A 16,841-nucleotide genomic window follows, 5' to 3' on the forward strand; every position below is an offset into this window, starting at 1 on the left:
GATAGCAAGATATGACATAGGAAACAGAGAACTATCTCTGATTGTCATACGACCCGGCAGCAGCCTCGGCAGGGCACGAAAAAGGCGCCCCGAAGGGCGCCCGGAAGGGACCATTACGACTGTTCGCGCTAAGGCCGCGGCGTACGCACTACCTCACTGATCCATTGCCTGGTCTTCTCATCCACCGGCCCGGCTACATTGCTCTGGCGGGCCACGCGGTCAGCTTTGACCTTCTGGAACACCATGCGGCCCAGGCCGGCGAACACAGCCGCGGCAACCATTGGCAACAGGAGGGACTTGGAATTCTCAGCCATGCCGCAATCCTAATGAAGGCAGGCGGGCAACTCCAGAACTCCACAGGCGGCACCAGGCAGGGAGGGTTCCCGCCGTCTCCCGGCCCCGATTTCATGGAATACAAAGGGGTCCGCGCCGCCCGGTAGAATAAGAGGGCAAGCTCGCGGAGCGCCCCACCTCATCGTTGACCACGGCAGTTGCCCAACTGTCCCCAAGATCCTGGTAGGCGTGAGACGGCACCACTCCGCTGCGCCCTTACCCAAGCTCACGCACAGGAGTTACCGGATGCCCCGGATCGTTGTTGACGTCATGCCCAAGCCCGAGATTCTGGACCCGCAGGGGAAGGCAATCGTTGGCGCTCTGCCCCGGCTGGGCTTCACCAGCTTCAGCGCTGTCCGCCAGGGCAAGCGTTTTGAACTGACTGTCGACGGCGAGGTGACCGAGGACATCCTGGCCCAGGCCCGCGACGCCGCCGAGACCCTGCTCTCCAACCCCGTGATCGAAGACGTCGTCAACGTCGAGGTCATCGAGGCCTGAGATGACTGAACTTCCCCTGATCGGCGAGGCCATCGCCGTCGCCGCAAATCCCCGCCTCGCGGGCGCGAAGATCGGCGTCGTCACTTTCCCCGGCACCCTCGATGACCGCGACGCCGCACGCGCCGTCCGCCTGGCCGGTGGCACCGCCGTCGAACTCTGGCACGGCGCTTCCCAGCTTGGTGACGTGGACGCCGTCATCATTCCCGGCGGATTCTCCTACGGCGACTACCTGCGCGCCGGCGCCATTGCCCGCTTCGCACCCCTGATGTCGAAGATCATCGACGCCGCCAACAGCGACGCGAAGCTCCCGGTGCTGGGCATCTGCAATGGATTCCAGATCCTCACCGAGTCGCACCTGCTGCCCGGTTCGATGATCAAGAACGACCACCTGAAGTTCCTGTGCCGCGACCAGGTGCTGCGTGTTGAGAACAGCAACACTGCCTGGACGCTGGACTATGAGGCGGGCCAGGAGATCACCATCCCGCTGAAGAACCAGGACGGCCAGTACATCGCGGACGAGAAGACCCTGGACGCCCTTGAGGCCGAAGGCCGCGTGGTGTTCCGCTACGTGGGCTTCAACCCGAACGGTTCGCGGCGCGACATCGCCGGCATCTCCAACGCCGCCGGCAACGTGGTGGGCCTCATGCCGCACCCCGAGCATGCAGTGGAACCCGGTTTTGGACCGGAATCCCTCGACGGGATCGGCGGTTCCGACACCGACGGCCTCGGATTCTTCACCTCCGTCCTGAACAAGATTGTGGGAGGCGACAAGTGACCACCGAAACCACCAAGAAGTTCAATATCGACACCGTCGAGAACGCCGCCAAGACCCCGGACACCGAACTGCCCTGGGCCGAGCTGGGCCTGAAGCGGAACGAGTTCGACGAGATCGTCAAGGTCCTGGGCCGCCGCCCCACCGGCGCCGAACTGGCCATGTACTCCGTCATGTGGAGCGAGCACTGCTCCTACAAGTCCTCCAAGAACCACCTGCGCCAGTTCGGCCAGAAGGTCACCGAGGAAATGAAGAAGGACATGCTGGTGGGCATCGGCGAAAACGCCGGCGTCACCAACCTGGGGGACGGCTGGGCCGTGACCTTCAAGATCGAATCGCACAACTCGCCGTCGTTCGTTGAGCCCTACCAGGGTGCGGCGACCGGCATTGGCGGCATTGTCCGCGACATCATCTCCATGGGCGCCCGCCCGGTGGCCGTGATGGACCCGCTGCGCTTCGGCGCGATCGACCACCCGGATACCGCGCGCGTCATGCACGGTGCGGTGGCCGGCATCGGCGGCTACGGCAACTCCCTGGGCCTGCCCAACATCGGTGGCGAGATGGTGTTCGATTCCGTCTACCAGGGCAACCCGCTGGTCAACGCCCTCGCCGTGGGCGTCATGCGGCACGAGGACATCCGCCTGGCCAACGCGTCAGGCAAGGGCAACAAGGTGGTCCTGTTCGGTGCCCGCACCGGCGGCGACGGCATCGGCGGCGCCTCGGTGCTTGCCTCCGAGTCCTTTGACGAAACCAAGCCGTCCAAGCGCCCCGCCGTGCAGGTGGGCGACCCGTTCGCCGAGAAGGTCCTCATCGAGTGCTGCCTGGAGCTCTTCAAGGGCTCCCTGGTGGAAGGCATCCAGGACCTCGGTGCCGCCGGCATCTCCTGCGCCACGTCCGAGTTGGCTTCCAACGGCGACGGCGGCATGCAGGTTGAGCTGACCGCGGTCCTGCTGCGCGACCCCACGCTGACCCCGGGCGAGATCCTGATGTCCGAGTCACAGGAACGCATGATGGCCGTTGTCACGCCGGAGAACGTGGAAGCGTTCGAGGCCGTGATGGACAAGTGGGCCGTGGAGTACTCCTGGCTCGGCGAAGTGACCGACACCGGCCGCCTGATCATCACCTGGGAAGGCGACGTGATTGTCGACGTCGATCCCCGCACCGTGGCACACGACGGCCCGGTCTACGACCGCCCGTTCGCCCGCCCCGAGTGGCAGGACGCCGTCCAGGCGGACACCTTCACCGGCTCCGTGCAGGACGCCGGCCGCCCGGCCAGCCCGGCCTCGCTGGCTGCCGCCGTGACTGAACTCGTGGCATCGCCGAACATGTGCTCCAAGTCCTGGATCACCAACCAGTACGACCGCTACGTGGGCGGCAACACCTCCATGGCGTTCCCCGACGACGCCGGCGTGGTCCGCGTGGATGAGGAAACCGGCCTGGGCGTTGCCCTGGCCACCGACGCCAACGGCCGCTACACCTACCTGGACCCGTACCACGGCGCCCAGCTGGCACTGGCCGAGGCCTACCGCAACGTCGCCACCGCCGGCGCCATCCCCATGGCCGTCAGCGACTGCCTGAACTTCGGCTCCCCCGAGGACCCGGACGTCATGTGGCAGCTGGCCGAAGCCATCCGCGGCCTGTCCGACGCCTGCATGGTGCTGGGCATCCCGGTCACCGGCGGCAACGTCTCGCTCTATAACCAGACGGGCACCACGCCCATCCACCCCTCCCCCGTGGTGGCAGTCCTGGGCAAGCTCGACGACGTCGCCCGCCGCACGCCGTCGGGCTGGCGCGAGGACGGCCAGGCCATCTACCTGCTGGGCACCACGGGCGCCGAGCTGGACGGTTCCGAATGGGCCAACATGCGCGGCCACCTGGGCGGAAAGCCGCCAAAGGTCGACCTCGAGGCCGAACGCGCCCTGGGGGAGATCCTGATCAACGCTTCCCGCGACGGCATGATCGACGCCGCGCACGACCTCTCCGAAGGCGGGCTCGCGGCCGCACTGGTGGAGTCCTCGCTGCGCTACGGCGTGGGTGCCCGGATCGCCCTGCAGGACGTTATGGACCGGGACGGCGTGGACCTGTTCACGGCGCTCTTCTCCGAATCCCAGGGCCGCGCTGTTGTGGGTGTTCCCCGTTCCGAGGAAGTCCGCTTCACCGACATGTGCACCGCCCGCGGCTTCGCCCACACCCGCATCGGCGTGGTGGACGCAGCCAGCGGCACGCTGGAGATCAACGGCGTGGAGGCCCTGTCCCTCGACGCCCTCCGCGAAGCCCACGAGGGGACCCTGCCGAAGTACTTCGGCTAAGACCCCCCTATCGATTGCTCCGCAGCTGCCCTTTTGAACCTTCAAAACGGCCGCTGCGGAGCAATCGTTTTTAAGAACCCCGCCGCCAGCCGGCCTGCGCCAACGCAACCAAAACTTTGGCCGCGGCCGGTTTGGCGTCATTGAGCATGTGTCGTTTGGAGATCCTGACCTCCGTCCAGCCCAAGGCGGTGTACCGTTCCGAGCGCGCTATGTCCCTGGCGATCTGGCTTTCCTCGCCGTGGTGTTCGCCCTCGTACTCAATGCCGATCTTGTATTTGCGGTACGACAAGTCCGGCTCATGATGCCTGACGCCGTCCCCGGTAATGATCGGAACATTCAGCTCGGGTTCCGGCAGCCCCGCGCGGACGATGGCGAGCCGCAGCATGGTTTCCTGCGGCGAATCCGATCCGACCCGGATGAGTTTCAGAGCCTCCTTCGCCTTCAGGAGCCCCCGCTTCCCCCGGTGCCTGTCGACAACCCCCTGCAGGTCCCTTATGCTGCACAGCGGCGTGTCCCGGCCTTCAAAATCCAGCCTGGGCACACGGACGCAGCTGTCCCCCATCGCTACGAGCTCATCGACGGACAGCAGCTCAGCCATATCGAGCCAGGTCCGAATCGGCGTCGTCACTGGAACTCCGTCAATTGTGGTGACTTCGTCCTCGTAGAGCTTCATGCGGTGCACGATGACGTGGGGCCTGTCCAGGTGGGCTGCGCCCGCGGGACGGATGATGTGGTAGGCGTCCAGGGTCTCGTCCCGGCGCCGTTGCGGCAGCGAGTGAAGCTCCGCAGCCGTAACGTGCGAGGCAGCACAAAGCTGGTTGATTTCAATGAAAGGCCGGACCCGTGCGCTCAGCGGAAGCTCCGCCGTCGGACATCCCGATCTGATGCCCTTCCCCATGCGACGCAGCTGACGGTGCCGCAGTTGCTTGGGTGATATCCCGGCGCGGATTGCCTCGCCTGTAGTGAATGGACGGCCCTGTGTAAGCGGCAACTTTAAACTGACCGGAGACGGCAAAACTGGTTGACCGTTCGCGGCAGTGGTTTTGACCAGCGGCGGCAAGCATTTTTGGACAGCAGTAGGCCACGGTGTGTGGCTAGGCGTGCTGGGATTCCTCTTGTCCATCCCTCGTGTCGTTACGGGGAGAGCCCCTTCCTTCCGCGGTGAAATGGCGATGCCAATCGTCTGTGTTTCACCCGTTGTGGGAAGGAAGGGGCTCGTTGTGAAGTCTCCAGGAGAGTTCATGGAAATTTTAGCTGCTTACGATTTAACCCGGTCGTACCGGGATGCCGCGAAGATCTGCGGCGTCTCACACAACACGGTCCGCTCTTATGTGAAAGCCCGCCAGGACGGTGCGCAGGCGCCGGTGGCCCGGCAGCGCGGCCGGATGACTGACCCGTTCCTGCCACAGTTGATCTCCTGGGTCGAGCAGTCCCGCGGGAAGATCCGCGGCGATGTGGTGCATGAGAAACTTGTCGCTTTGGGGTTCACCGGGTGTGAGCGGACGACCAGGACCACGCTGGCTGAACTGAAGGCGAAATACCGGGCCCGGAACGTGCGTGTGCACCGTCCTTGGACTCCTGAGCCGGGTCTGTGGCTTCAGTATGACTACGGCGACGGACCCGTCGTTGACGGGGTGAAGACCGTGCTGTTCGTGGCCTGGCTGGCCTTCTCCCGGTTCCGGATTGTGATTGCTTTGCGGGATAAGACCATGCCGAGCGTGTTCGCCGCCCTGGACAGGGCGTTCCGGCTGATCGGCGGGGTTCCGACCTACATTTTGACGGATAACGAGAAGACCGTCACGGTCGAGCACGTCGCCGGGGTCCCGGTCCGCAACCATCAGATCGTGGCCTTCGCGAGGCACTATTCAACCTCGCTGCAGACGTGTCTGCCGGCGGACCCGGCCTCGAAGGGCGGGGTGGAGAACGCGGTGAAGATCGCCAAAGCCGACCTCGTCCCGAAAGAGACCAATCTGCTGCCCGAGTACCGGTCTTTCGCCGAGCTGGAGGCGGCCTGTGAGGTGTTTATGGAGGAGGTGAATTCGCGGGTGCACCGGGCCACTCTTGAGATCCCGAAGGACATGCTCCGGGTTCTCGAACAGCCCCGGTTGCACCCGGTCCCGGCGACCCCGGTGACGGCGAGTTTCGGCCATACCCGGCAGGTCCCGCCGAACATGCCCATGATCACCTTCCAGCAATCCCGGTACTCCGTCCCGCACACCCTGATGGGTCAGATGGTGTGGGTACGGGGCACCGAAACCGAGGTGATCATCGTCCACGTCGGGGACTCCGGCCCGGTCGAGGTCGCCCGGCATAAGCTCACCCGCCCCGGCATCCCCGCGATCATCGAGACCCACTTCCCGCCCGCCCCTGCAGGGGCCCTGGAACGGGTGATCCGCCCGACGAACAAGGCAGAGGAGGAGTTCCTGGCCCTCGGCGCCGGCGCCGCGCTCTGGCTCAAGGAAGCCGCCGCCGCGGGCACCCAGAAGATCCGGCACAAAATGGAACGCGCCGTCACCCTCGCCAAGGTCCTTGGCGCCGACGAGGTCGACAAGGGCCTGGGAGCGGCAGCGGTGCACCAGCGCTTCACCCACGAGGACCTGATCTCCATCGTCAACACCGGCAACGGGAAAAGCCACACGACCGGGGCCACCCACACCGTCACCGACCAGGGCCGGTGGCTGAGTCAGGGCACCAGCGCCTGGGCCAACTTCGGCACCGCCCCTAACACCACCAGCGATGAAGACTTTGAAGGAGCCATCGATGAGCGCTAACACCATGACCCCGCCCCTGGCTGACGCGGCGGTGGAGAACGTGATCGCGCTGATGCGCACGACCCGGATGCCGCACGCCCGCGCTGTGGTCGCCGAGGTCCTTGCCACCGCGAAAGCCCAACGCTGGGACCCCACCGAAGTCGTCCGCGTCCTGCTCGAAGCCGAAGCCACCGGCCGGAACGCCTCGATGCTGGCCACCCGGCGCAAACGTGCCGGATTCCCCACCGGGAAGACCTTCGATGTCTGGGACGAAGCCCTCTCCACCCTGCCGGCTGCAACAACGTCGTTCCTGCGGACCCTGGAATGGGTGCGGCGGCGGGAGAACCTGATTGCCTGCGGGCCCTCCGGCACCGGCAAGACCCTGCTTCTGGAAGCCCTCGGCCAACTGGCCATCGATCAGGGCATGTCCGTGTCCTGGCTCAGCATGGAAGACCTCGGCGCTCTCGTGCGACGGCACCGCATCGATGACAGCGTCAACAAAGCCATCACCCGCGCCACGAACGTGGATTTGATCTGCATCGACGACATAGGCCTGCTGCCGGTCTCCGCCGACGCAGTCGAGGGCTTCTACCGGGTCGTGGAAGCCTCCTACGAAAAGCGGTCCCTGGCGATCAGCTCGAACATCCACCCCTCCGGGTTCGATGAGCTCATGCCCAAAACCATCGCCACCGCGACCGTGGACCGGCTTCTCCACCACGCCCACCTCTGCCAAACCAGCGGCGAGTCCGTCAGGCTCATGCAAGCCCAAAACGGGAAAGGAACCCGCCCGATGAGCTAACCCAAAACCCCGGTCAGGCGCCCCAAAACCCGGCACGCCCGGGGCGCCTGACCCTGTCCAAAAATACTTGCCGCGACCGGTCAAACACCTGCCGCCAGCGGGCAAACCAACCTGCCGCCACCGGTCATTTCTAAGTTGCCGTTGACAGCCCTGAAAATCGTCCGGAAGTGGGCGTGGGGTCTTCATCGGTCCATGACACCAGAAGGGGCCAGAACCCGCAGAAGTTATCCACACCTCTCATCCACTGCTCCGTAAACGCCCTTTTGGTGTCTCAAAAGGGCGTCCACGGAGCAATCGATGGGGGTCAGTCCTCGCTGTGGAGCTCCCGCTGGCGCACGCTGAGCAGCTCGATCTCCGGCCGGCCCGCCACGAAACGTTCGACGGCGGCCAGCACCTCCACGAGGTGGGGCCGGTCCGCTGCCACGAGGCCAACGCCAAGCTGTGTGCGCCGGTACTGGCTGTGGTCCCCGACCTCCGCGACGGAGATCTCGAAGCGGCGCTTAAGTTCGGCCAGGAGGGGCCTGACAACGGAGCGTTTCTCCTTCAGGCTGTGCACGTCCCCGAGGAGGATGTCGAACTCACTCCAGCCGATCCACATGCTCCAGGCCTTCCTGCTAGATGGTGAGTTCGCCCATCAGGTCCCAGCCTTCGCCCTCGAGTTGCCGGCTGATGATCCGGGGTGTTTCGGCGAGCGCCTGGGGCATGTCGGCCATGGCCTGTTTGAAGTGGCGGCTGTTAACGTGGTCGCCGGCGGCATCGTCCTTGAACGCCTCCACCAGGACGAACTCGTTCGGGTCATCCACGCTGCGGGACCAGTCGAACCACAGGTTGCCCGGCTCCTGCCGCGTCGCCTTGGTGAAGTCGTCCACCAGGTCCAGCCAGCGCTCCGACCAGTCGGGCTTTACCTTGAACTTAACGACGATAAAAATCATTGGGCGGGTCCTTCCTGGGCGAGTCTGCGTGCCCCTTCAATGTACCGGCCCGTCACGAGGCGTTGCGCCGCACGGGTCACCATTCCGCCGGCCGCGTAGAACCAGTTCGCGGGCCGGCTGAAGGCGCGGATCCGGAGCCGGACCTCCCCTTGGCTGTTGATCTCCACTTCGAAAGACTCTTCGCCCCGGGCGGGGTGGCCAGGCAGCGTCCCGTAGCCGAACCCCGCCGACTGCGGCACACCGTTCGGCGAGGGCTCGTGGACCCACACCACCTCACAGGGCGCGTTCAGGCGGAGGGGCCCGACGCCGAAGCCGCTCACCACCCGCGCCCCGGGTACCGCCGTGGGTGAATCCGCGCTGACCCGAAGTCCGGCCCGGCGCTGCAGCTCCCAGGCCAGGATGCCCTCTGCCACCCGCCGGTAGACCGCGAGGCCGCTGCCCAGCCGGGCCTCTTCCAGGACACGGTCGAACCCTTCCGGGGCGGTCCCCTGTTCGGTACCTCCCACTCCGGGATAATTCAGTGCACCCAAAACCTGCCCCTGTCAGTCATCCGTTCCTGCCCCGCCCAGGCGTGCCCAGCCCAGCTGCTCCTGCTGTTTCCTGCTCAAACCGGAAACCACCAGGTCGTAGGAGTCTTCCACCATGTCACGGACCATGTCGTCCGGCAGCGACCCGTCCAGGCGGATGCCGTTCCAGTGCGTCTTGTTCATGTGCCACGCCCCCGTGATTTCGGGATGTACCGCACGCAGCTGGACTGCCAGGGCGGGCTCGCACTTCAGATTGACGTAGAAGTCGCGCACGTCCATCGACGACAGCGCGAAGAGTTTGGCCTCATGCCTGGCCCCGCCGGAAACCTGGGCACGGACCTTGAACACCGATGTCTCCGGCCCGAAGGGGAAGTCCTCGTAGGCGCCGGGAAAGGAAAGACAGATTTTCCTCAAGGCGGCGGGGTCCATGAAGGAAGCCTATAAAGCCCGGCCCCGCGGTGCTAGTCTGCGAGGATGTCACATGACCAGGGAGCCATACCTGTTCTGGATCTGAGTAGTGCACGGCAGCCCTACGGCTCGTTCCGCCCCGAGTTCATCGAGCAGCTGCGGCACGCCACCCATGATGTGGGGTTCTTCCAGGTCACCGGGTACGGCGGGTCCCCCGGCCAGGCAGAGGACCTCCTGGATGTGGTCCGGCGCTTCTTCGACCTGCCCCTCGAGGAGCGGATGAAGCTGGACAACCGTCTGTCGCCGCATTTCCGCGGCTACACCCGGATGGGAACCGAGGTGACGCAGGGCAGGGCGGACGCGCGCGAACAGATCGACTACTCCCCCGAACGCGCCCCCGTGAAGGACTATCCGGCCGACCAGCCGTACTGGCTGCTGCAGGGCCCCAACCTCTGGCCGGACGAGTCCTTTCCGGAACTCAAGCCGGCGGCGATGGCCTGGGCAGAGCTGATGTCAGAGGTGGGCATGGAACTCCTGAGGGCCATCGCAGTGTCCCTGCAGCTGCCCGAAGACTACTTCGATGAGCCGTTCCGGGACACCCCGGCATGGATGGGCAAGCTCGTGCACTACGTCGGCGGCGTGGTGGAAGCGGCCGGCGACCAGGGCGTGGGTTCGCACGCCGACTATGGCTTCGTCACCCTCCTGCTCCAGGACGACGTCGGCGGCCTTGAAGTCCTGCCTCCCGGCACCACCGAATGGTTGCCCGTGGAGCCCCTTCGCGGTGCCCTCGTGGTGAACCTCGGGGAGATGCTGGAAGTGGCCACCGAGGGCTACCTGGCGGCCACCATCCACCGCGTCCAGGCTCCGCCGCCGGGGGTGGACCGCTACTCGGTCCCGTTTTTCTGGTCTCCGCGCCTCGATGCCGAGATCGGCCCGGTGCCCCTGCCGCCGGAGTTGAAAGCCCAGGCGCGCGGCATCACCGACGATCCGGGCAATCCGCTGCTGTCCACCTTCGGGCTCAACATGCTCAAAGGCCGGATGCGCGCACATCCCGACGTCACGGAGCGGCACTATCCCCAACTGATGATCCGCTAGAGGTTGTACTTCCACGCGAGCTGGGCGGGGCAGGCGTTCATTACCACGTCCAGGCCGGCTGCCTTGGCGCGCTCTGCGGCGGCTTCGTCAATGACTCCCAGCTGCAGCCATACGGCCTTGGCACCGACGGCAATGGCCTGGTCCACCACATCGCCCACCTTCTGCGAGTTCACAAAACAGTCGACGACGTCGATGGGCCGCTTTTCCGCCGGAATGTCACCGAGCGTGCGGTAGCCGGTCTCCCCGTGCACCGCATCCCCGGGCAGGTTGACGGGGATGATTTCCATGCCCATCCGGTCCCGGATGAACAGGGACGTGTCGTAGGCGGCACGCCATTCGTTGGTGGACAAGCCGACGATGGCCCACCTCCCCTTGGTGCGCATGAGTCGTTCAATGACTGCGGGATCGTTTATGTGGCCCATGCGATTAGCCTACGCGGCAGGGAGGGCGGCCCACGGCCCGCGCCGAAACTGCGTCGCCGAAACCGGCAAAAAGGAAGAGCCGGCCTGGAACGTGATGGGGGACATGTTCCAGGCCGGCGCTACACAGGGGTAATCGTTGGCACCCCCAAAAGGGTTACGCCTTTTCAAAAGTTTTTTAAAAACTTTCTTCCTCCGGCCCTCAGCGGACCGCTGCCCTGGTCCAGCGGGGCAGCGTCGCCTGCCGGCGCGGCCCTTTGGCCGGTGCAAAAGCGTGCAGTCTTGAGGGCAGGCGCTGATCGTCGCAGGCAGGAACGACGACGGCGGGCGGCTCCGCGGGAATACCGGCACCGCCGGCCGCCGGACGGGCTACGGCTCCCGGCGGGCATAGGTCGGTGACCAAGCCCGTACCCGCACATTCACGCACCGCAGCGATGCCTGCTGCCACACCCCTTTTATCCTCGAACGCACCGGACACGGCCATCACCGTACCGTCGGGCGCCAGCAGGCGGAACCTGTACAGCGACTCCGGGTCAAGGAAGACTTCGAAATTTCCTGCCACGATGGTTTCCTTCCGGTCTGCGCGGTCCTGCCGGCGGCGGCCCATCCGGGGCGCGCACCGCTGCGCCGTCCATTGGGAGTCTGCTGGAACCGTCTGCTGATCAGTTCAAATGGTGCTAAAAATTCTGGCGCCCCAGCGTGCAGGCTTACAAGACCATGCGGGTTAAGCCTGTGTAAATTGCTGCCCACCGTGGAAACAGCGGCGGCGGCCCACCCGCCAAGGTGCGCCGCCGCCGTCGTGAATCCCTTAAGGGCGGGGATCAGTCGTTGATGAGGTCGTTGACCACGATCGTCTGGTCCCGGTCGGGCCCGACCCCAATGGCAGAGAAGCGGGTTCCGGAGAGCTTCTCCAGGGCAAGCACGTAGTTGCGGGCGTTCTCCGGCAGGTCCGCGAGGGTGCGGGCGCCGGTGATGTCCTCGGTCCAGCCGTCGAAGTACTCGAAGATCGGCTTCGCGTGGTGGAACTCGGTCTGGGTCATGGGCATCTCGTCATGGCGGACGCCGTCCACGTCGTAGGCCACGCACACCGGGATCTGTTCAATGCCGGTCAGCACGTCCAACTTGGTGACGAAGTAGTCCGTGAAGCCGTTGACGCGGGAGGCGTGGCGGGCCAGGACGGCGTCGTACCAGCCGCAGCGGCGCGGCCGGCCGGTGTTGACGCCGAACTCGCCGCCGGTCTTCTGCAGGTAGACGCCCATCTCATCGAAGAGCTCCGTGGGGAACGGACCTGCCCCAACGCGCGTGGTGTAGGCCTTGATGATGCCGATGGAGCGCGAGATGCGGGTGGGGCCGATGCCGGAACCCACCGACGCACCGCCGGCAGTGGGGTTGGAGGAGGTCACGAACGGGTAGGTGCCGTGGTCGACGTCCAGGAAGGTTGCCTGGCCGCCTTCCATCAGGACCACCTTGCCCTCGTCCAGCGCGGAGTTGAGGACCAGGGTGCTGTCGATGACCAGCGGGCGGAGCCGTTCGGCGAAGGACAGGAAGTAGTCGACGATCTCGTCCACCACTACGCTGCGGCGGTTGTAGACCTTGACCAGGAGTTCGTTCTTCTGGCGCAGCGAGCCTTCCACCTTCTGGCGGAGGATGGATTCGTCGAAGACGTCCTGGACGCGGATGCCGAGACGGGCCACCTTGTCCATGTAGGCGGGGCCGATGCCGCGGCCGGTGGTGCCGATGGCACGCTTGCCAAGGAAGCGTTCGGTGACCTTGTCCAGGACCTGGTGGTATGGGGCCACGAGGTGCGCGTTGGCCGAGACGCGGAGCTTCGAGGTGTCGGCGCCGCGGGCCTGCAGGCCGTCAATCTCCTGGAAGAGTGCCTCGAGGTTCACCACGCAGCCGTTGCCGATAATGGGGACTGCGTTGGGGCTGAGAATGCCTGCGGGCAGCAGTTTGAGTTCGTACTTTTCACCGCCTACGACGACGGTGTGCCCGGCGTTGTTGCCGCCGTTGGGCTTGACGACGTAGTCAACACGGCCGCCCAGCAGGTCGGTGGCCTTGCCTTTACCTTCGTCGCCCCACTGGGCTCCTACGATCACAATTGCTGGCATGGGATCCTCCCCCATTCGTTCGGGCTGCCCGGGGCCGGCCACGGAGGTGGCGGACCAGACGCAGCGCCGTTCATGAGAATGCCCCGAGCGGACCGGCCTCCGCCGTTTCCGCAGCACGGATCGGCGAACGCAATGGCCCCGGGGCTCTTACCACCCAAGTTTAGCCGATGGCGCACTTTGTCCACTTGTTGGGCCGCCGCGGTTCTTGATGCAGGGTAAAGGACCGCGGCGGCCTCCCGGTGGCTGGTTATTCGTCGTCGGCTTCCCCGGCTGGCCGGGACGTCTGTTCGGCGAGGGTGTCCCAGAAGGTGGTGTCGGCGTCGGCAATGGACCCGTCCGCGATGGCTGCGGCCGTGGACGTCAGGGTGGTGACCGTCTGCTTGATCAGGTAGCCGTTGCTGCGCTGCCCCAGCGCGTAGCCGTCCAGGTAGTGGTCAGACATGCCACGCATCTCGAAGAGCAGCGTGGCGATCCCGTACTCCACCGAAATGCCGTTGCGGCTGATGGTCTCGGCGCTGCCGCCCTGGTACTTGCCCAGGTGGCCCCAGCCCGTGGAGTCGACATTGTTGAAGACCACGGCGCCGAGCTGCTTGGACTTTTCGACGACGGCGGGGTCGGCGTTCGGCGTGGTGGGGTACAGGACGGAACCTGACACCAGCTTGCCGTCGCGCTCGGCGCGGGTGCCTTGGTGGTGCAGGTCGATCATGTAGTCGATCCGGTACTTGCGCATCACGTTGTTGTGCAGCGCCTGGGTTTCGGGCTGGATCTTGGCCACGTGGTCGCGGTTCAGGTCCACGCCCTCGGCGTTGTAGCGGGTGAGGTGGCGGTCGCCCTTGGCGAGGTAGTCATCCAGGGAGAAGTTCACGTCCCCCATGGCGCCGTCCGCGTTCAGCATCGGAAGGATGAGGATGTTCACGCCGTTCAGGGTGTCCGCCGATTTGCCGGTTCCCAGGTGCTTGACGAACTCCAGCGCGCCCTCCGTGGTGAGCTGCTCGTTGCCGTGCTGCTGGGTCAGGTACAGGATGGTGGGCTTGGCCGGGTCCGAGATGTACTTGACCAGGTGGATGTCCCGGCCTTTGACGGTCTTGCCGATGACTTCCAGCTCCATGGCCGGCTGCTTGGCGTCCTGGTCCTTCAGGAAGGAGACCATCTGGTCATAGGTTGCCAGTTTTGTGGTGGTGATCTGGCCGTTGCCGTCGTAGGTGGGCCCTTCACCCACGGCGTGTGCCAAGGGGGCGGGGCCGGCCACGACGGCGAGCGCGAGGGCTCCGGTCAGGGCCAGGTTCCTGAAGGTTGCCAGGGATTTCTTCACGGTGCGGTTTCCTCTTCTTCGAGTGCGGTGGTGCATGCAGCCGCAATGTCCCTCATTCGGCTGTGACTCGAGCCAACCAAGCTGGACGGATTCTGTCAATTAAATCGACAAACCCTGTAAGTCCATTTTCGGTCGCCCACACCGGCACGTCACTTCCCGGGGCTTGGTAAACTGGACGAGGCCGACCAGGAGTTGGTCCATCCCCAATTAACCGCCGCTGACCAGTCGCGCCCCCGCGTGCCGTTTTCGGCGGCGGAAGCAACGCCAATCCCCGCAGGAGAACCAGCACTTCATGACCGCCCTGGCCCCCGAAACATTCCACGAACAGCTCCTGAACCGCCGCTACGAACCCAGCGTCGCAGCCATCAACGAACTGTGCGATTCCCTGCAGGAAGGCCGCCCCGGGACGGTAGTGCCCTACGTCGACCCCATGCATGACGTGGAGGAATGCCGCATTATCAGCCTGTTCTCCAACATCGGCGAGGCCGACAAGTCGGGCTTCATCACCGCCGGCGACCAGGACGCCGCCACGCGCATGCTCGGCATCCAGTGGAAGCTGGGCCTGCGCCCCGAGTTCGTGATGCCATGGAACGTCCACCCTTGGCACGTCCCGGGCGAACCCAACGGAAAGTTCACCCCTGATCAGGTGCAGGCCGGCCTCAAGCCCCTGCTCAAGTTCCTGGCACTGGTCCCGCGCGCCTCGGTGATCGTGGCGCACGGCACCGAAGCCAACCGCCTGGCCAACCTGCTGCTCAAGACCGAAGTTCCCCTGCTGTGGCGCCGCGGCCTGAAGACCTACAAGGTCCGGTCCCTCAGCGGCCGCGCCTTCGCCGGCTCCCCCGCGCGCCAGGAGGAGTACCTCGAGGACATGCGTGCGGCCTACGCCGACGCAATGGCCCGTACCGGTATCGCCAACAAAGCCTAGCCTGAAGAGGTCCAGCCTTAAGAGGTAACGACGGCGGGTGGCCACCTTTCATGCGAAAGGTGACCACCCGCCGTCGTCCGTTTTAAGTCCTTGTGGCGTCAGGAGCCTTCCATGGCTGCCTTCGCCGTGGGGTCGGAGTCATTGAGGAACTTCTCGATCCGCTCCGGCTCCTCCGCCTCGCCGATGGCCGATGAAGCCCGGCCGAGGGAGTACAGCGCACGCAGGAATCCGCGGTTCGGCTCGTGCTCCCACGGGATGGGCCCCACGCCGCGCCAGCCGTTGCGGCGCAGCGAGTCCAGTCCGCGGTGGTAGCCCACCCGGGCGTAGGCGTAGGAGTCGATGGTGCGGCCTTCCTTCCAGGCTTCCTCGGCCAGGATGGCCCAGAGCAGCGAGGAGGTGGGGTGCTTTGCCACCAGGTCCAGGGCCTCGTGCCCGGCGTCCAGCTGGCCGTAGACCTCGGTTTCCGCAGGCAGGAGCGTGGGCTCGGGGCCCATCAGGTTCCTGCGGAATTCGTCCGACACCTAGAAGGTCTTTCCGGCCGAGCCGAGCTGCTTGGTGGCTTCCACCACGCGGGCTGCCAGGCCGGCTTCGGCGGAGGCGCCCCAGACGCGGGGGTCGTAGGTCTTCTTGTTGCCCACTTCGCCGTCAACCTTGAGCACGCCGTCGTAGTTCTTGAACATGTGGTGCGCCACCGGACGCGTGTAGGCGTACTGGGTGTCGGTGTCGATGTTCATCTTGATCACGCCGAAGGAGACTGCGTCCGCGATTTCCTGGTCCGAGGAGCCGGAACCGCCGTGGAAGACGAGGTCGAACGGGTTGTCCTTGCCGATCTTGGCGCCGACCTGGGCCTGGATGTCCTTGAGGATTTCCGGGCGCAGCTTGACGCCGCCGGGCTTGTAGACGCCGTGCACGTTGCCGAAGGTCAGCGCCGTGATGTAGCGGCCGTTCTCGCCGGAGCCCAGTGCCTCAACGGTGGCCAGGGCGTCCTCGACGGTGGTGTAGAGCTTTTCGTTGATCTCGTTCTCAACGCCGTCCTCTTCACCGCCCACCGTGCCGATTTCGACCTCGAGGATCATCTTCGCGGCGGCGGTGCGCTGCAGCAGGTCGCGGGCGATGCGGAGGTTGTCCTGCAGCGTCTCGGCGGAGCCGTCCCACATGTGGGAGTTGAACAGCGGGTTGCGGCCTGCCTTGACCTCGGCCTCGGAGGCGGCCAGCAGGGGCAGGACGAAGCCGTCCAGCTTGTCCTTGGGGCAGTGGTCGGTGTGCAGCGCGATGTTGACGTTGTAGTTCTTGGCCACTTCGCGGGCGAAGGCTGCGAAGCCCAGGGACCCGGCAACCATGTCCTTGGTGGAGGCGCCGGACCAGTAGGCTGCACCGCCGGTGGAAACCTGCACGATGCCGTCGGACTCGGCGTCGGCGAAACCGCGCAGCGCGGCGTTCAGCGTCTGCGAGGACGTGACGTTAACGGCCGGGAACGCGAAGCCGCCCGCCTTCGCACGGTCGATCATCTCGGAGTAGATCTCTGGGGTTGCAATGGGCATGCTGGCTCCTCTGCTGAGTTTCGTCTGTGGGTGGATGACCCTCAAGTAGACCGCTTACGGCTTGGCACCATCCTAGCCATTTCCGCGCCGGGAGAGTGTTTCGGGTCACC

General features: G+C 65.4%; 19 protein-coding genes. 7 read left to right on the forward strand and 12 right to left on the reverse strand.

Annotated elements, in window-relative coordinates; translation table 11 throughout:
• Nucleotides 1–128: 128 nt before the first annotated feature.
• Nucleotides 129–314, reverse strand: a complete 186-nt coding sequence (locus tag AC2JAJ_RS04795) for a hypothetical protein (protein WP_486416678.1) — start codon at nt 312–314, stop codon at nt 129–131.
• 265 nt (nt 315–579) lie between these two features.
• Here AC2JAJ_RS04795 and purS point away from each other — a divergent pair, with 265 nt between their 5' ends.
• From purS to purL, 3 genes are read left to right on the forward strand one after another with little or no spacing between them, the layout of a single operon-like run.
• Nucleotides 580–831 carry a phosphoribosylformylglycinamidine synthase subunit PurS gene (gene purS, locus AC2JAJ_RS04800; RefSeq protein WP_486416677.1) on the forward strand — a complete coding sequence of 84 codons (252 nt, stop codon included), beginning with the start codon at nt 580–582 and terminating at the stop codon, nt 829–831.
• A 1-nt stretch (nt 832) separates the two neighbouring features.
• Entirely contained in the window at nt 833–1,606 is a 774-nt protein-coding gene (gene purQ, locus AC2JAJ_RS04805) for a phosphoribosylformylglycinamidine synthase subunit PurQ (RefSeq protein ID WP_486416676.1), read from the forward strand.
• The gene (gene purL, locus AC2JAJ_RS04810) at nt 1,603–3,912 is read left to right on the forward strand and encodes a phosphoribosylformylglycinamidine synthase subunit PurL (RefSeq protein ID WP_486416675.1); all 2,310 of its coding nucleotides are present in this window, start codon (nt 1,603–1,605) and stop codon (nt 3,910–3,912) included. Before purQ ends, purL begins: the two co-directional genes overlap by 4 nt.
• A gap of 70 nt (nt 3,913–3,982) precedes the next feature.
• Here the strand turns inward: purL and AC2JAJ_RS04815 are convergent, their stop codons facing one another.
• Nucleotides 3,983–4,810, reverse strand: coding sequence for a type IV toxin-antitoxin system AbiEi family antitoxin (locus AC2JAJ_RS04815; RefSeq protein WP_486416674.1), 828 nt, complete (start codon nt 4,808–4,810; stop codon nt 3,983–3,985).
• 322 nt (nt 4,811–5,132) lie between these two features.
• Here AC2JAJ_RS04815 and istA point away from each other — a divergent pair, with 322 nt between their 5' ends.
• Complete coding sequence (gene istA, locus AC2JAJ_RS04820; protein ID WP_486414823.1) at nt 5,133–6,683, forward strand: IS21 family transposase; 1,551 nt, start codon at nt 5,133–5,135, stop codon at nt 6,681–6,683.
• A complete protein-coding gene (locus AC2JAJ_RS04825) occupies nt 6,673–7,461 on the forward strand; it encodes an ATP-binding protein (protein WP_486414752.1) in 789 nt (262 codons plus the stop codon). The genes istA and AC2JAJ_RS04825 overlap by 11 nt, the downstream gene beginning before the upstream one ends.
• A gap of 304 nt (nt 7,462–7,765) precedes the next feature.
• Here AC2JAJ_RS04825 and AC2JAJ_RS04830 read toward each other — a convergent pair whose 3' ends face one another.
• Genes AC2JAJ_RS04830 through AC2JAJ_RS04845 form a run of 4 tightly spaced genes read right to left on the reverse strand, consistent with a single transcriptional unit; the run spans nt 7,766 to nt 9,349 of the window.
• Entirely contained in the window at nt 7,766–8,059 is a 294-nt protein-coding gene (locus AC2JAJ_RS04830) for a DUF503 domain-containing protein (RefSeq protein ID WP_221385429.1), read from the reverse strand.
• Between the two features lie 16 nt (nt 8,060–8,075).
• Nucleotides 8,076–8,393 (reverse strand): putative quinol monooxygenase, encoded by a 318-nt coding sequence (locus AC2JAJ_RS04835; RefSeq protein ID WP_473695088.1) that lies wholly within the window; start codon nt 8,391–8,393, stop codon nt 8,076–8,078.
• Nucleotides 8,390–8,899, reverse strand: coding sequence for a DUF1990 domain-containing protein (locus AC2JAJ_RS04840; protein WP_486416673.1), 510 nt, complete (start codon nt 8,897–8,899; stop codon nt 8,390–8,392). The genes AC2JAJ_RS04835 and AC2JAJ_RS04840 overlap by 4 nt, the downstream gene beginning before the upstream one ends.
• Before the next feature lie 36 nt (nt 8,900–8,935).
• Nucleotides 8,936–9,349, reverse strand: a complete 414-nt coding sequence (locus AC2JAJ_RS04845; RefSeq protein WP_486416672.1) for an MmcQ/YjbR family DNA-binding protein — start codon at nt 9,347–9,349, stop codon at nt 8,936–8,938.
• Between the two features lie 45 nt (nt 9,350–9,394).
• On the opposite strand from AC2JAJ_RS04845, the gene AC2JAJ_RS04850 reads away from it, so the two are divergent.
• Nucleotides 9,395–10,423, forward strand: a complete 1,029-nt coding sequence (locus AC2JAJ_RS04850; protein ID WP_486416671.1) for an isopenicillin N synthase family dioxygenase — start codon at nt 9,395–9,397, stop codon at nt 10,421–10,423.
• Here AC2JAJ_RS04850 and AC2JAJ_RS04855 read toward each other — a convergent pair.
• The 4 genes from AC2JAJ_RS04855 to AC2JAJ_RS04870 form a co-directional block, all read right to left on the reverse strand.
• Nucleotides 10,420–10,845, reverse strand: coding sequence for a CoA-binding protein (locus tag AC2JAJ_RS04855; RefSeq protein ID WP_486416670.1), 426 nt, complete (start codon nt 10,843–10,845; stop codon nt 10,420–10,422). The two genes, AC2JAJ_RS04850 and AC2JAJ_RS04855, sit on opposite strands and share 4 nt — an antisense overlap.
• 199 nt (nt 10,846–11,044) lie before the next feature.
• A complete protein-coding gene (locus tag AC2JAJ_RS04860) occupies nt 11,045–11,404 on the reverse strand; it encodes a YegP family protein (RefSeq protein WP_221385423.1) in 360 nt (119 codons plus the stop codon).
• A gap of 259 nt (nt 11,405–11,663) precedes the next feature.
• The gene (locus AC2JAJ_RS04865; protein WP_221385422.1) at nt 11,664–12,953 is read right to left on the reverse strand and encodes an adenylosuccinate synthase; all 1,290 of its coding nucleotides are present in this window, start codon (nt 12,951–12,953) and stop codon (nt 11,664–11,666) included.
• A gap of 247 nt (nt 12,954–13,200) precedes the next feature.
• Nucleotides 13,201–14,301 carry a M14 family zinc carboxypeptidase gene (locus AC2JAJ_RS04870; RefSeq protein WP_486416669.1) on the reverse strand — a complete coding sequence of 367 codons (1,101 nt, stop codon included), beginning with the start codon at nt 14,299–14,301 and terminating at the stop codon, nt 13,201–13,203.
• Nucleotides 14,302–14,557: 256 nt separating this feature from the next.
• Between AC2JAJ_RS04870 and AC2JAJ_RS04875 the strand changes: the two genes are divergently transcribed.
• On the forward strand, nt 14,558–15,190 hold the full coding sequence (locus tag AC2JAJ_RS04875; protein WP_221385420.1) for a uracil-DNA glycosylase family protein: 633 nt from the start codon (nt 14,558–14,560) through the stop codon (nt 15,188–15,190).
• Between the two features lie 98 nt (nt 15,191–15,288).
• On the opposite strand, the gene AC2JAJ_RS04880 is transcribed toward AC2JAJ_RS04875, so the two are convergent.
• On the reverse strand, nt 15,289–15,711 hold the full coding sequence (locus AC2JAJ_RS04880) for a DUF3151 domain-containing protein (RefSeq protein ID WP_221385419.1): 423 nt from the start codon (nt 15,709–15,711) through the stop codon (nt 15,289–15,291).
• Nucleotides 15,712–16,731: a class II fructose-bisphosphate aldolase gene (gene fbaA, locus AC2JAJ_RS04885; RefSeq protein ID WP_486416668.1), complete on the reverse strand. Its 1,020-nt coding sequence runs from the start codon at nt 16,729–16,731 to the stop codon at nt 15,712–15,714.
• Nucleotides 16,732–16,841 lie beyond the last annotated feature (110 nt).

Source organism: Arthrobacter sp. MOO21 (genome assembly GCF_057369995.2).